15 protein-coding genes and 1 rRNA gene are annotated in these 14,039 nt (G+C 64.8%); 12 read left to right on the top strand and 4 right to left on the bottom strand.

Annotation, left to right across the window (positions count from 1 at the left end; genetic code table 11):
- Positions 1-169: 169 nt before the first annotated feature.
- A complete protein-coding gene (locus AC1TPF_RS00080) occupies positions 170-673 on the top strand; it encodes an SRPBCC family protein (RefSeq protein ID WP_482137192.1) in 504 nt (167 codons plus the stop codon).
- A gap of 16 nt (positions 674-689) precedes the next feature.
- Here the strand turns inward: AC1TPF_RS00080 and AC1TPF_RS00075 are convergent, their stop codons facing one another.
- Together AC1TPF_RS00075 and AC1TPF_RS00070 are read right to left on the bottom strand one after the other, a co-directional pair.
- Entirely contained in the window at positions 690-1,364 is a 675-nt protein-coding gene (locus AC1TPF_RS00075; RefSeq protein ID WP_482137193.1) for a response regulator transcription factor, read from the bottom strand.
- The gene (locus tag AC1TPF_RS00070; protein WP_482137194.1) at positions 1,354-2,556 is read right to left on the bottom strand and encodes a sensor histidine kinase; all 1,203 of its coding nucleotides are present in this window, start codon (positions 2,554-2,556) and stop codon (positions 1,354-1,356) included. Before AC1TPF_RS00070 ends, AC1TPF_RS00075 begins: the two co-directional genes overlap by 11 nt.
- A 183-nt stretch (positions 2,557-2,739) precedes the next feature.
- On the opposite strand from AC1TPF_RS00070, the gene AC1TPF_RS00065 reads away from it, so the two are divergent.
- Positions 2,740-2,964 (top strand): hypothetical protein, encoded by a 225-nt coding sequence (locus AC1TPF_RS00065; protein WP_482137195.1) that lies wholly within the window; start codon positions 2,740-2,742, stop codon positions 2,962-2,964.
- A 14-nt stretch (positions 2,965-2,978) separates the two neighbouring features.
- Here AC1TPF_RS00065 and acs read toward each other — a convergent pair whose 3' ends face one another.
- The gene (gene acs, locus AC1TPF_RS00060; protein WP_482137196.1) at positions 2,979-4,919 is read right to left on the bottom strand and encodes an acetate--CoA ligase; all 1,941 of its coding nucleotides are present in this window, start codon (positions 4,917-4,919) and stop codon (positions 2,979-2,981) included.
- 135 nt (positions 4,920-5,054) lie between these two features.
- Between acs and AC1TPF_RS00055 the strand changes: the two genes are divergently transcribed.
- Together AC1TPF_RS00055 and AC1TPF_RS00050 are read left to right on the top strand one after the other, a co-directional pair.
- Positions 5,055-5,921 carry a LuxR C-terminal-related transcriptional regulator gene (locus tag AC1TPF_RS00055; protein ID WP_482137197.1) on the top strand — a complete coding sequence of 289 codons (867 nt, stop codon included), beginning with the start codon at positions 5,055-5,057 and terminating at the stop codon, positions 5,919-5,921.
- Between the two features lie 67 nt (positions 5,922-5,988).
- Complete coding sequence (locus AC1TPF_RS00050; RefSeq protein ID WP_482137346.1) at positions 5,989-6,714, top strand: Fic family protein; 726 nt, start codon at positions 5,989-5,991, stop codon at positions 6,712-6,714.
- 436 nt (positions 6,715-7,150) lie between these two features.
- Here the strand turns inward: AC1TPF_RS00050 and AC1TPF_RS00045 are convergent, their stop codons facing one another.
- A complete protein-coding gene (locus tag AC1TPF_RS00045; RefSeq protein WP_482137198.1) occupies positions 7,151-7,987 on the bottom strand; it encodes an HAD family hydrolase in 837 nt (278 codons plus the stop codon).
- Positions 7,988-8,391: 404 nt separating this feature from the next.
- Between AC1TPF_RS00045 and ssd the strand changes: the two genes are divergently transcribed.
- The 8 genes from ssd to AC1TPF_RS00005 form a co-directional block, all read left to right on the top strand.
- A complete protein-coding gene (gene ssd / locus AC1TPF_RS00040; protein WP_482137199.1) occupies positions 8,392-9,459 on the top strand; it encodes a septum site-determining protein Ssd in 1,068 nt (355 codons plus the stop codon).
- Complete coding sequence (locus tag AC1TPF_RS00035) at positions 9,456-10,652, top strand: TadA family conjugal transfer-associated ATPase (protein WP_482137200.1); 1,197 nt, start codon at positions 9,456-9,458, stop codon at positions 10,650-10,652. The genes ssd and AC1TPF_RS00035 overlap by 4 nt, the downstream gene beginning before the upstream one ends.
- Positions 10,649-11,458, top strand: coding sequence for a type II secretion system F family protein (locus tag AC1TPF_RS00030; RefSeq protein ID WP_482137201.1), 810 nt, complete (start codon positions 10,649-10,651; stop codon positions 11,456-11,458). Before AC1TPF_RS00035 ends, AC1TPF_RS00030 begins: the two co-directional genes overlap by 4 nt.
- On the top strand, positions 11,455-12,057 hold the full coding sequence (locus AC1TPF_RS00025; protein ID WP_482137202.1) for a type II secretion system F family protein: 603 nt from the start codon (positions 11,455-11,457) through the stop codon (positions 12,055-12,057). Before AC1TPF_RS00030 ends, AC1TPF_RS00025 begins: the two co-directional genes overlap by 4 nt.
- Before the next feature lie 46 nt (positions 12,058-12,103).
- Positions 12,104-12,310: a DUF4244 domain-containing protein gene (locus AC1TPF_RS00020; protein ID WP_482137203.1), complete on the top strand. Its 207-nt coding sequence runs from the start codon at positions 12,104-12,106 to the stop codon at positions 12,308-12,310.
- Between the two features lie 40 nt (positions 12,311-12,350).
- Positions 12,351-12,671, top strand: coding sequence for a TadE family type IV pilus minor pilin (locus AC1TPF_RS00015; RefSeq protein WP_482137204.1), 321 nt, complete (start codon positions 12,351-12,353; stop codon positions 12,669-12,671).
- Positions 12,668-13,027: an Rv3654c family TadE-like protein gene (locus AC1TPF_RS00010; RefSeq protein WP_482137205.1), complete on the top strand. Its 360-nt coding sequence runs from the start codon at positions 12,668-12,670 to the stop codon at positions 13,025-13,027. The genes AC1TPF_RS00015 and AC1TPF_RS00010 overlap by 4 nt, the downstream gene beginning before the upstream one ends.
- 690 nt (positions 13,028-13,717) lie before the next feature.
- A 16S ribosomal RNA gene (locus AC1TPF_RS00005) occupies positions 13,718-14,039 on the top strand; the annotation flags it as partial.

Genomic DNA, 14,039 nt, shown 5'->3' with positions numbered 1-14,039 from the left:
AGCATCCGAGACCACCCGGACGCTTGTCTTTCTTCTCGCCGGGGTTTGTAGGCTCTTATGTTGCCATGCCAGGATTGATCGCAGGCTCATCGGACCGTTCTCGCGCGAGTGATCGAATCCTTGGTCGCCTCGCCGCTCGCCGGGATTGAACGCCTCACGAAAGGCAATCATGCCCGCGTACCCGCTCGAACCGTTTGCTCTCGACTTCTTCGAGACCGCCCCGGTCACCCACCGCTTCTCGGTCAACCTGCCGGTCAGCCCCGCCACGGCATGGGCCGAACTGACAAGGCAGAACACCCTTGACTGGTGCCGGATCATCAAATCGATCACCTTCACCTCGGCGCCGCCCTACGGTGTCGGCACCACGCGGTCGGCCGAATTGGCCCCCGGCTATGTGAAGTTGTCGGAGAAATTCTTTTGTTGGGACGAGGATCCAGAGGCGGGTCGGTACCGCAACGCCTTCTACGTCGAGCAGGCCAACGTTCCGAGCCTCAAGGCGTTCGGTGAACTCACCGAGGTCGAGCCTGCACCGATCGGCTGTCGATTCACGTGGTCGTTCGCCATCGAACTCTCGGGTTTGATGGCCAAGACCACCAAGTTCGCGACCCCGATCTCCGCGAAGACCTTCGCCACCATCGAGACCGACACGGTCAAACATTTCGCGAAGCTGTAGCGCCGCTGAGGAGCGCTCAGCGGGCGCGGGGACTGACCACCCCGTGGTCGAACGCGTAGACCACCGCTGCGGCCCGATCGCGCACACCGAGCTTGTGGAAGACGTTGCCGACATGGCTCTTGACGGTGACCACCGAGATCACCAGTTCGGCGGCGATCTCGTCGTTCGACAACCCGCGTCCGATCAGGCCCAGGACCGCCGACTCGCGTGAGGTCAGGCGATCGAGTGAGGCACCGGCGGCGGTCGGGCCCGGCGCAGCCCGATAGGTGTCGAGCACCCGCGAGGTGATCGCCGGATCGAGGACTGCCTCACCCTCGGCGACGATGCGCACGGCCCGGATCAGCTCTTCGGCGGGTGAATCCTTCAACACGAAACCGGCCGCACCGGCTCGCAGCGCGTCCGACAACAACTCCTCGTCCCGGAAAGTGGTGAGCACCAAGACCGGTGGTGGATCGACTGTCGACGCCAGCCTTCGGGTTGCGGCCATCCCACTGACCCGCCTCATCCGCAGATCCATCACCACCACATCGGGCCGGTGGTCTGCCACGGCGTCGACCACCTCGTCGCCGTCGGAGCATTCGCCGATCACGTCGAAACCGTCTTTGCGGCGCAGGATTCGACGCAGCCCGGATCGGACCAGATCCTGATCGTCCACCAGGAGTACGCGGATCCGCGGCGTTTCAGCGGCCACCGGGTACCGCCGTGCTGCGCAGGTCCGTGCCGGTCCGGTGGTCGGTGGCAAACGGCAACACCGCGTTGACCTCCCAGGCGTCGTCGGTCGGCGCCGCGTGGAACCGGCCACCCAGATGTTCGATTCGTGAACGCATTCCACTCAGGCCGGACCCACCCGGCCGGCGCCGGCTGTCGGGTGTGACCTTGTTGCGCACGGTGATGTGCAGACTTCCGGTCGCGTCGGGCCGCACCTTCAGATCAACGGTGGCGCCGGGGGCGTGTTTCGATGCGTTGGTCAGGGATTCCTGGACGATGCGGAACGTCGCGAGTTCGGTTGCGCTCGTGGCGGGCGCGCCGGGATCGTCGTAGTCGAACCGAATGTCTTGTCCGGCACGCCGGAACGACGAGACGAGTTCGTGCAGATCGCTCAGACCCGGTGTCGGGGAGTCGGGTTCGGCGTCGGCGCGGAGCAATTCGATGGTCTGGCGGATGTCGGCCATCGCCGCGCGGCCCTGTTGTTCGGCATCGAGAAGCGCGGCGACGGCATCGGCGGTGTCGTTGTCCTCCTGCAACGCCCGCCGGGCGCCGGTCACGTTGAGCAGAACGATGCTGAGGGAATGTGCGATCACATCGTGCACTTCACTGGCGAGGGTGACGCGGTCGAGCTGAAGCCGCGCGGCCCTGGCCTGACGTTCGCGCAACAGCAACGCCAGCTGGGCCTGCATCAGGTGTCCCACTGCGACACCGAAACACAGCATTGCGGCGATCAACCATCCCTGCTCAACTGCTCCGGTCGCGATTCCGATCGCCAGGGCGCCGGCGCTCAGGATCATGTTGACGACCGACTGTTTCCACGTGCTGATCGCCCCGCCGGTGGTGACACCCAGGACCAGCAGCAGTGGCGCGGCATCGGCGTACACCGGGATCATCCAGAAGAAGGCCACCGAGATGACCGTTCCCACAAGAAGTAACGGGGTGAACACGATCCGTTTCTTGAGGAACAGGCAGGCGATGTGCGGGGCGAGTGCGAAGAACACCGCGAGTGAGAGGTACAGCCAGTCTCGGCCGTGCGGATGATCGGCGATCCGTTGCGCGGTCGCGGCGCTCACGGCTGCCAGGATCGCGGCGTCGGTGATCAGCATGTAGTACCAGGGGTACTGGTACCCCATCAGCGCGAAGGTGCGCGCATACCGTGCAGTCAACCACCGCATCTCGTTGATCTTATCGGGTGAGGCCCACGAAAACCTCCGTCCCGGGGAGGATTCTCCGGACCTGCGGTGGTAGGAGTGAAAGATCGTCCCCGAGGTGGCTGACCTGCTGCTTTGTTCTCATTAGCGTTCTTGGTACCCGATCGGTGTCCCACCTGATGCCGACAGAAACCAAGGAGAGCGACGATGTTCTGGATCCTGGTGTGTGTGGGTGTTGTGGTGATCTCGTCGTGGCCGTTCGGTGGCGGCGACGGCCTGGACTATCGGGCGCGTGAAGTGCGTGCTGCGATGGCACGGCGCGACGCAGCGGATAGCGCGCAGATGCGACAAATCCGATGGGCTCGTCGCCGCCACGACCTGCGTGAATCGCTGCGGTGGGCCCGGACGACACCTGAGGTCGCCCGGGCCTGACGCAACTGGTGCGATCAGCTGCTGCTGCGGCGGATGTTGTCGAAGACCGTCGGGTCCACCAGCGTTGAGGTGTCACCGAGTTCGCGACCCTCTGCGACATCCTTCAGCAGACGGCGCATGATCTTGCCGGACCTCGTCTTCGGGAGTTCTGGCACAACATGGATCTCGCGCGGTTTGGCGATGGGTGAGATGTCCTTGGACACCTGATCTTTGAGCTCTTTGACGAGCTGATCTCCGGTGTCTTCCTGACCCTGACGCAGGATGACAAACGCGACAATGCCCTGACCTGTGGTCGCATCGGCGGCGCCGATCACCGCGGCCTCGGCGATGCTGTGATGGCCGACAAGCGCGGATTCGACTTCGGCCGTGGAGATTCGGTGCCCCGAGATGTTCATGACATCGTCGATGCGGCCAAGGACCCAGAGATCGTGATCGTCGTCGTAGCGGGCCCCGTCACCGGCGAAATACCAGCCCTGTTCGGCGAACCGCGACCAGTAGGTGTCCCGGAAACGCTCGTCATCACGCCAGATTCCGCGGAGCATCGACGGCCACGGCTTGTCGAGGACCAGGAAGCCCTGCTCGCCTGCACTCACCGACTTACCTTCTTCGTCAACGATATTCGCGCTGATCCCGGGCAGCGGGGCCATCGCGGAGCCGGGCTTGGTGGCGGTGATCCCGGGGAGTGGCGAGATCATGATGGCCCCGGTTTCGGTCTGCCACCACGTGTCGACGATCGGGCAGCGCTCGCCTCCGATGACCTCGTGGTACCAGCGCCAGGCCTCGGGGTTGATCGGTTCGCCGACGCTGCCGAGCAGCCGCAGCGAGGTCAGGTCATGGGCGTCGGGGATCTCGCGGCCCCACTTCATGAAGGTCCTGATCAGGGTCGGCGCGATGTAGTAGGTGCTGACCTTGTACTTCTCGATGATCTCGAAATGGCGATGTTCGTTGGGGGAGTTGGGAGTTCCTTCGTAGACGACCTCGGTCGCGCCGTTCGACAGCGGGCCGTAGACGAGATAGCTGTGTCCGGTGACCCAGCCGATGTCGGCGCCGCACCAGAACACGTCCTGGCCGGGCTTGTGGTCGAAGACGTTGTGGAAGGTGTAGCTGACCTGTGTCAGATAGCCGCCCGAGGTGTGGACGATGCCCTTGGGCTTACCGGTGGTTCCCGAGGTGTAGAGCAGGAACAGGGGATGCTCGGCGTCGTGGGCTTCCGGGGTGTGCGCGGTATCGGCCTTTGCGACGGTTTCGTGCCACCACAGGTCGCGGCCGTCGGTCCAGTTGATGTCGGAGTCGGTGCGGTTCACCACGAGCACATACTCAACCGACTTCGCGGCATCGTCGCCGCTGCCGAGGGCTTCGTCGACGGCAGCTTTCAGCGGTGCAGGCTTGCCGCGTCGGTACTGGCCGTCGGTGGTGACCACCAGTTTCGCTTCGGCGTCGTCGACCCGCGAGCGCAGTGCACCGGCAGAGAATCCGGCGAAGACCACAGAGTGGGTCAGTCCCAGGCGGGCGCAGGCCAGCATGGTGACGATCGCTTCGGGAACCATCGGCATGTAGATGGCGACACGATCGCCGGAGACCAGGCCGATCTCGGTGAAGTAGTTGGCGGCCTGCGAGACCTCGGCGAGCAACTGGTCGTAGGTGACGTCGCGGGAGTCGCCCGGTTCACCGACCCAGTGGATCGCAACGCGACTGCCGTTGCCGGCTTCCACATGCCGGTCGACGCAGTTGTAGGCGACGTTGAGTTTGCCGCCGACGAACCACTTCGCGAACGGGGCGTCGGACCAGTCGAGGACGTCGGTGAAGTCGGTGTCCCAATGCAGGCGGTGCGCCTGCTCGGCCCAGAACGCCAGGCGGTCGGCCTCGGCGGCCTTTTCGAGTTCGGGCCCCGCATTTGCCTGCGCGACGAACTCGGTCGATGGGGGATATACCGCTTGTACAGTGCCTTCGCTCATTGTCTCCCTTTCGCTCGCCGCCGGTCCGCATGCCGTCATCGACTGTGATGTGGGCGGGTTCGGCTGCCGCTGTGTTGTGTACCACATCATGTCTGCGGCATCATCAACTGAAATAGCCCCGAAAGTGGATAGTGCATGAGCGGTGACAACGAGGTCCTCCGTCCCAGCGATCGCGAGCTGGTGCGGGCTACCAGCGCGCGCTTTCGTCGGATGACCGGAACACCGGTGGTTTTCGCGGGCCTGCGTGATCAGGACACCATCGTGGTCACGACATCGGTCGGACACAAGACCTCCGCGCTGCGCACCATCCGGGTCACCCCGCAGCGGGGTCTCGGTGGACTCATCTGGCTCAACAAACGCGCGATCCTGCTCCGGGACTACGGTTCGGCCGACGAGATCACCCACGATTTCGACGACCAGATCCTCGGAGAGGGCATCACCGATCTCGCCGCGGCACCGATTGTCGTCGACGGCTCGGTGCGCGGGCTCTTGTACGCCGGCTGGCGTGGCCAGGGTCCCCTCGGCGACGACGTGGTCAACGCATTGACCGTAGAAGCGGGCCGGGTTGCCGCCGAATTGAGCACGCGCGACGAGGTGGATCGTCGCGTTGCTGCCTTGGCTGCCCGCACCCAGGCCGAGCAGGCGCAGGCCTCGGCGCTCGATTGGTGCAATGAGTTGCGCGATATCGCCACGGTCTCGACCGATGATGAGTCGCGCCGACGGATCCTCGAGCTCGTCGACCAGATCGGCGGCGCGGGCAGGTCTGCGGCTGAACCGTCCATACCGCTCACCCCTCGACAGCTGGAGGTGTTGTCGCTGGTGGCCATGGGTTTCGGCAATCGGGTGGTGGCTGACCGGCTGGGGCTGACCGTGGACACGGTGAAGACGTACCTGCGCGCCGCGATGGTCCGTCTGGGCGCGCACACCCGGCACGAGGCTGTGGTGAAGGCACGGAATGCGGGCCATGCTCTGAGCTGCCCTGACCACCGGGAGATGCGCTGATCCTGGCGGGGGTATGGGCCGCGTACGCTGATCTGTCGTGACCGATCCGCTGGCTCCACTGTTCGAGATGCCGGGCGTCGCGACGGCCGCCGACCGTGCGCGAGATGCGCTGGCCGCCGCACACCGACACCCCGCCAACCTGCGAGGCTGGGACAAAACAGCCACCGAGGCGTCGTGGCGTGCAGGCCGGTCATCGGCCGCAATAGACGGCGGCAGTGTCGAACTCGTCCGCGATGGAGATTTCGACGATCCGGTACTGTCCGGCGCGATGCGGGTCGCCCAGGCCCTCGATGGTGATTCCCTGCCGCAGTTCGTTGCGGTCTGGACGCGCGCACCGATGCAGACACTCGCGCGGCTGCATGTGCTCGCCGCCGCCGACATCACCGACGACCAGCAGTTGCTCGGCCGTCCGCGTGCCGACGCCGGACTCGGGCAACGCCTGGACCTGCTTGCCCAACTGATCACCGGTGCGACAAAGGCGCCGGCACCGGTGCTGGCGGCTGTGGTGCATGCCGAGCTGCTGGCGCTCGAACCCTTCCAGCACGCCAACGGGGTGGTGGCCCGGGCCGCGTCCCGCCTGGTCTGTGCAAGCACTGGGCTGGACCCGCATAACCTAGGGGTCCCCGAGGTGACGTGGTTCAAGCGGATTTCTGAGTACCGCGACCTGTCGAAGGGGTTCGGTACGGGCGATGCCGAGGCAATCCGGTTGTGGTTGCTGCTCAGCTGTGAGGCGCTTGAAGCCGGTGCTGCCGAAGCGATGTCGATCGCAGAAGCGGCGCGCCCGAGAAAGTAGAAGAGGCGGACAACGCGCTGCGGACGGCTCTCTGACCCGACGTATTGGAACGTGGGGTCAGATCGCCGCCCGCTAGCACGGATCCGAGTTACACATGCGTGCGTATTGTGGTTGTGTGGGATGACCTCGGCAAGTGTTCCGGCACCTTATCCAAATGCGCTCCCACCCAAAGGAACTCACTTGAACTCGGCGCGGATCTTGCAGGTCCACTACCTGTAGCCTCCCGCGGCGTGCTTCGCGTGGGTGCTCGATATCCGTGCTGGGAGTGCGCGGTCAGGAGTCCGTACCTTCTCTTCCGGCCCGCACTTGGCGTTCCGCGCTTTCCGTAACTACTTTGTACACCGTGACCACAGTCACATCAAGTGTTCCCTGGTCGTGAATTCGAAAATTCACTCATCCGTTGCGGCTGAACATATTTGAAACCGCCGCAGCGGACTCAATGCCGTTTGCGCTGCAGGATCGTATAGGTGACTGCGCCGGCCGCCAATGCACTCAAACCGACTGCGGCAGAAGCCGTTACCTTCGGCGAAGGGGTTGACGGGAGCCGATCGCGGAGTGAGATCGGTTTGGTGAACGACAGCATCGGCCACCCGCGTTCGGTGGCCTCACGCCGCAGGCCCCGATCAGGATTGATGACCGTCGGATGGCCGACCGCGCTGAGCATCGGCAGGTCGGTGATCGAATCGGAGTACGCGAAGCACTGGGAGAGGTCGTAGCCGACGGCCCGGGAGATGTCGTTCATCGCCACCGCCTTCTCCTGGCCGTAGCAGTAGAAATCCATCACGCCTGCGTACTTGCCGTCGACGACTTTCATGCGGCTGGCCATCGAATAGTCGGCGCCGAGCATCTCTCCGATGGGCTCGACGATCTCGGCGCCCGAAGCCGACACGATAACCACGTCGTGGCCACGCGCTTTGTGACCGGCGATGAGATCGGCGGCCTCTGCGAAGACGAGCGGGTCGACGATGTCGTGCAGCGTTTCGCGGACGATCGAGGAGACCTGCTCGACATCCCAACCGGTACACATCTCGGTGACATGTTTGCGCATCCGCTCGACCTGATCATGGTCGGCCGCCGACAGCAGGAACATGAACTGCGCATACGACGATTTGAGGACCGAGCGCCGGTTGATGAGGCCCTGGTCGAAGAACGGGCGTGAGAATGCCAGCGAGCTGGACTTGGCGATGATGGTCTTGTCGAGGTCGAAAAAGGCCGCGATCGGGGTGCCGGCCGAGTGCTGTGGGCCCTCGTCGGCCGGCTGGAATGCTGTCACCCGTCGAGGGTACGTCCAGGGCACACGTGAGGCGAAGATTCACTTGTTTGGGTTACACCATTGGAAGTCTGTGCGCCTCGGCTCAGGCCAAGTAAGGCGATTGGTTGAAGTTGCAATCAATCATGGATTCTTGTGTATAGTCGTACTTACCCGGACGAGTTCCGGGGCTTTCAGCCCGACCCCCCGGGGCTGAACGCGACGACCCTGGCCTCCTCCCCCCCTGGCCGGGGTCGTCCCCATATCTGGGGGTTTTCGGTCATCTGGCCCACCCTCTCACCACCCGCGCTACCAGCGGTTTTGTCCTCTTTTGGGCAATTGTCCACAGTGTGGGGTTCTATTCACAACCATCGCTCGAACCGATGGTTTCGAGCGATGTCACGGTGGAACCACTGCCACAGTGAGGCATGAACGAAGCTCCCCTGGTACTCGCGATGGTGTCGCCCGAAATGGCCGACGATATCGAGCGTGTCGCGGCCGCATCCGGCTATCACGTGATTCGTGCACGTCCCGATCGTTGCCGACGTGAATGGGCTGAGGCGACAGCCATTTTTGTCGATGCGTCGACGGTTGATGAGACCCTTGCGGCCGGTTTGCCCCGCCGCAACGGGTTGATGGTCGTCGGCGTCACCGGGGACGGCCCGAACATGTGGCGGAGCGCGCTGGCGCTCGGAGCCGGACATGGATTCGTGCTACCGGACGACGAGCACGCAGTGGTTCAGGCGTTGTCGAGGATCCGGCGACCCACCGGCCCGGAAGGGGTCGCCATCGCAGTGATTGCCGGCCACGGTGGGGCCGGTGCGTCCACACTCGCCGCCGGTATCGGGTTGATCGCGTGTGAACGTGGCCACGGCGCCCTGTTGCTCGATCTCGATGAACTCGGCGGAGGCCAGGATCTGCTTCTCGGCGTCGAGGATCATCCAGGGTTGCGTTGGCAGGAACTCACCTTGGAGAGCGGGCAGGTTGTTGCCGAATCGCTGCACACCGCTTTGCCACATGCGCGCGGAGGCCTGGCGATCCTGGCCGGTCGCCGGGGCGCGCCTGCGCCGGTCCGGCCGGAGGCTGCGCTCGCCGCGATCGACGCTGCTCGAGCGAACGGCGATGTCGTTGTCGTGGATGTACCGCGACGTGGCGACGAGGTGGTCACGGCCGTGGTGGAGGCGGCCGACCTGGTCGTCCTGGTCTGTGGCGCCTCGATCCGGGCATGTGCCGCCGGACGCGAGATGGCGGCCAGGCTTCGGGCGCGGGCAGGTCGGGTCGAAGTGGTGGTGCGCGGGCCGTCTCCGGGTGGACTTCGTGCCGGCCAGGTGGCGCAGGTGCTGGGATTGCCGCTGCTCACCGCCACCCGACCGGATTCCCGACTTGCCCGTGACCTCGAGTCCGGCGGACTGCTGTTGGCGCGGCGTTCGCCGCTGCGGCGCTGTGCAGTGACGGTCCTCGAGCGCGCCGAGACGCTGCGGGGAGCTGTGCGATGAGTGAACCGGGCCCGGTGGCGGCGTCCAACCGCAGCCAACTCCTGACGCGGGTCCGCGAACGGTTGGCCGCGACCGCTCAGGATCCGACACCTGAGGTGATGGCCGCCGTGGTCCGGGCCGAGGCCGGTGGTGTGCTCGGTGACACCGACCTACTCGACGCGCTGCGCTTTCTGCAGACCGAATTGGTGGGTGCCGGCCGTCTCGAGGATCTACTGGCAGGTCCGGGCGTCAACGACATCCTCGTTGTCGGTCCGCGGGCCGTCTGGGTTGATCAGGGACGCGGACTTCGCTTGTCGGACATCGAATTCGAAGACGACGACGCGGTCCGGCGACTGGCCATGCGTCTGGCCCTGGCCGCAGGCAAACGACTCGATGACGCGCAGCCCTGGGTCGATGGTCAGCTGTCCGGCCTCGGCCGACGTGGGTACAGCGTTCGCCTGCACGCGGTGATCCCGCCGATTGCCGTCGACGGGACCTGCCTGTCCCTGCGAGTCCTGCGACCGGCAACCCAGAACCTCGACGCACTGGTGTCATCCGGTGCCATCGCAGAGGAAGCCGCGACTCTGCTGGAGGCGATCATCGACGCCCGGCTCGCGTTCCTGGTTGTCGGCGGGACCGGCGCCGGAAAAACCACCCTGCTGTCGGCACTGCTCGGTCGCGTCGATCCGGCCGAACGCATCCTCTGCGTGGAAGATGCCGTGGAGCTGGCCCCGCAACATCCGCACGTGGTGCGACTGGTGGCCCGGACCCCCAATGTTGAAGGGGCAGGAGAGGTTCCGGTTCGTGCGCTGGTGCGCCAAGCGCTGCGAATGCGTCCGGATCGGATCGTGGTCGGTGAAGTCCGCGGCGCTGAGGTCGTTGATCTGCTGACCGCGATGAACACCGGCCATGACGGCGGTGCCGGAACGCTGCACGCCAACTCCACGGCCGAGGTCCCGGCCCGGATGGAAGCGCTCGCCGCGCTCGGTGGCATGGACCGGCCTGCACTCCACAGCCAGCTCGCGGCAGCCATCTCAGTCGTGATCGGTGTGTTCCGCGACGCGAACGGTGCCCGCGGGGTGGGGGAGATCGGGATGTTGCGCCGCGGTGCCGACGGCTTGGTGCACGTCGAAGCGGTGTGGCGTCGCCGCGGTGGTTTCACTGCTGCGGCCGCCGACCTGGCCGCGCTCCTCGACAGCAGGCTCGTGCGATGAGCGTGGTGCTCGCGGCTGTGGCGCTGACGCTGCTGCTCTGGCCGCGGACTCGAGCGCAGGTGAGGACACTCGCCTTGGATGGTGCTTCGGTTGTTCGCCGCGCCAGGTCCACTGAAGACGTCGTCGCGGTTGCGGCCATCGGGGTGCCGGTCGCAGTTCTCATCATTGTCGGGATGTCTGCCGGTATCGCCGCATCCATGGCGTCGGGCATGGCCTACCTGCTGTTTCGGGCCAGGAGACGCGAGACGGAGGTGGCAGCCGAGCTTGCTGCGTTGCTCGCTGCGCTCGAGGTGATGATCGCCGAACTACGTGTCGGCGCCCATCCTGCGCACGCTTGCCGACAGGCAGCCGAGGACGCCGGTGGTGGACCGCGGTCAGCCGTTGCCGAGACGTTGTCGACGATGGCCGGACGGTCCATGCTGGGCGGCGACGTCGCAGGTGGGATCGAACAGGCGCAGGTCCGTGACCCGCAGGCCTGGTCTCGGGTGGCGGTGGCGTGGCGGACGGCCGAACAGTACGGGCTGCCGATTGCCGAACTGCTGACATCCGTGCGATCAGATCTGATCGCGCGCGGTCGATTTCGGGATCGGACGCGGGCTGCACTCGCCGGAGCCAAAGCGACCGCCATGGTGCTGGCACTGCTGCCGGTGCTGGGTATCGGTCTCGGGCAGGCGATTGGTGCCTCGCCGTTGTCGGTCCTGCTCGGGGGCGGCCTCGGAGGAATCCTCCTGGTTGTCGGCGTCGGTCTGGTCTGCGCGGGCTTGTTGTGGTCGAGGCGAATTGTCGGAAAGGTCGCGGGGTCATGACCGGGTGGGTGGTGGCAGCCCTGGTCTGCGCGGTAGCGATCGTCCTGTGGCCCAGACCGGAGTGGATCACCTATCGGGTTGTCGGTCCGCCGGCCCGGCGGGAACGCAACCGACAGCCGCGCTGGCTGGGCGTCAAGGCCCCTTCCGACGATCCGTTCGCCGCAGCTGCAGGTTATGACCTGCTTGCGGTGTGCCTGCGCTCTGGACTGCCGGTCGGTATGGCAGCGCGGGTGGTGTCGCAATCGGCACCTCCTGCACTTGCCCGCACTCTCGCCCAGGCTGCGGATCTGCTTGCACTGGGTGCTGACCCGATACAGGCATGGGCGGTTCCCGACAATGCAGACCCAGCTGTGCAGGCACTGGCTTCAATGGCTCGCCGGTCCGCGCGGGCCGGCTCCTCGCCGGTGCGTGGACTGGCCGAGCTGGCGGAGAGCCGACGAGCTGATGCCCAGGATCGGGCGGCAGCTGCAGCCGAGCGTGCAGGTGTGGCGATCAGCGGACCACTGGGTTTGTGCTTTCTACCGGCGTTCGTGTGCTTGGGGATCGTGCCGGTGGTCATCGGGCTTGCCGGGCCGGTCTTCGGCGGCGGGCTGATGTGAGACCTGCCGCGGATCCTCCGCGGCACAGAAGGGGAGGGAAATGATCATGATCAACAGGATGATTCGAGAGGCCCAGGTCAGGGCGGCACTACTGATGACCGACGACAGCGGAATGAGCACCGCTGAATACGCAATCGGCACGATCGCTGCCGCGGCCTTTGGCGCCATCCTCTACACAGTGGTCACCGGTGACAACATCGTCGCTGCGCTGACGGGGATCATCAACAAGGCGCTGCAGACCGCGGTCGGCTGACCCCATGCGGCGGCGGGGGTTACCGGCCGACGATCGGGGGATGGTGACAATCGAAGCGGCGTTCGCCATCGCCTCGATTGTCGCGGTAGTGGTGATCTCCGTGGCCGGGGTGGCGGCGATGGCAACCCATATTCGATGCATCGACGCGGCACGAGAGGTTGCACGTGTTGCAGCACAGGGAGATTCGGCCAAGGCGCGGGATGTAGGGAGGCAGGTGGCTCCCAAGGGCGCCTCGGTGTCCCTTCGCACTGAGGGAGAGGTGGTGGAGGCACGGGTCCGGGTGTCGGTCTCGTTGCTGCCGATGGTTGAGGTGGGCGCCACCGCAGTGGCCGCAGTTGAGCCGATCGGGGCGGATCCGTGAACCCGGTGCGCGACGAGCGCGGATCGGCGACGGTGGTCGGGGCGATGGTCATTGCGGCGCTGGTCGCTGTGGTCGTGCTGATTGTGTATGTGGGAGCGGCCATTTCGGCCCGCCATCACTCGCAGTCGGCCGCCGACCTCGCGGCATTGGCCGCGGCGCAACGGTTGGTGATGGGCGAGTCCGATCCGTGCGGGGCCGCGCGTGACATTGCTTCCCGGATGTCTGCATCGGTGCAAAAGTGCCAGGTCACGGGTGGTGACGTCGTGGTCACCGCCCAGGTCGCAGTAGAGATTGGCGCCGTCGGGCTTCGAGATGCTCGGTCGAGCGCCCGGGCGGGACCGGTCGAGGTGGGATGAGGACAGTGGCCACGGTCACAGAAGATCCGTGGCCCGCAGTCACGAGCCCCTGCGTGCCTCTGGTCTGCGGCGATCCACCCAAACACCGCTCGGACCAGGCGATTTGACGGTAGGTGTCCGGTTCCCGTAACTTTCTTCAAGTCAGCCAGTGAGGCGCCGGAGAGCAAGAAGCCCGGAGCCGAGAACACCGACAGGGAAGTCTTTTCCTGAAGGAACAAGGTTGACCGCCCATAGTTGAATGTGCTCCGCTTTTCGGTGGAGGGTTCAAACGCGGGTGGCGGCGGACTGCGAGAGCAGCGAGTTGCGGACCGGATGCGAGTCGGGTAAGCTTGAAAAGTTGCCTCCGAGACGGAGACAGCCGGTTAGATACAACAAAATATCCCTTCCAGGATGGCATCGAATGCGTGTGTCGAAGTTGGTTGCGGGTGTGTTCTTTGAGAACTCGATAGTGTGTCGATGGATTGTTAGTGCCAATTTAGGTGCTGTATGTCTGTCACGGTGACGAAATCCCATTCCGGGGTTTGGTTCGGTGGCAGATGTGTGGTGCCGGCATTAGTTAGATATTATTTTGATCCCATCGCAGGTTTTGAGTCCTGTGGTGGTGTCAGTTTTTGTTTGGTTGGGATTTGAAAATCTCTTCAGAACAGATTTTTTTGAAACTTGCTCCTTTGGGAGTGGTTTTAGAGGATTTTCATGGAGAGTTTGATCCTGGCTCAGGACGAACGCTGGCGGCGTGCTTAACACATGCAAGTCGAACGATGAAGCCAGCTTGCTGGTGGATTAGTGGCGAACGGGTGAGTAACACGTGGGTGATCTGCCCCAAACTTTGGGATAAGCCTGGGAAACTGGGTCTAATACCGAATATTACCTTCTCCTGCATGGGAGAGGGTGGAAAGCTCCGGCGGTTTGGGATGGGCCCGCGGCCTATCAGCTTGTTGGTGGGGTAATGGCCTACCAAGGCGACGACGGGTAGCCGGCCTGAGAGGGCGACCGGCCACACTGGGACTGAGAC

Source organism: Williamsia sp. Y853 (genome assembly GCF_056786495.1).
The sequence above is the reverse complement of the archived record's forward strand: the minus strand, read 5'-3'. Positions and strand labels throughout refer to the sequence as shown.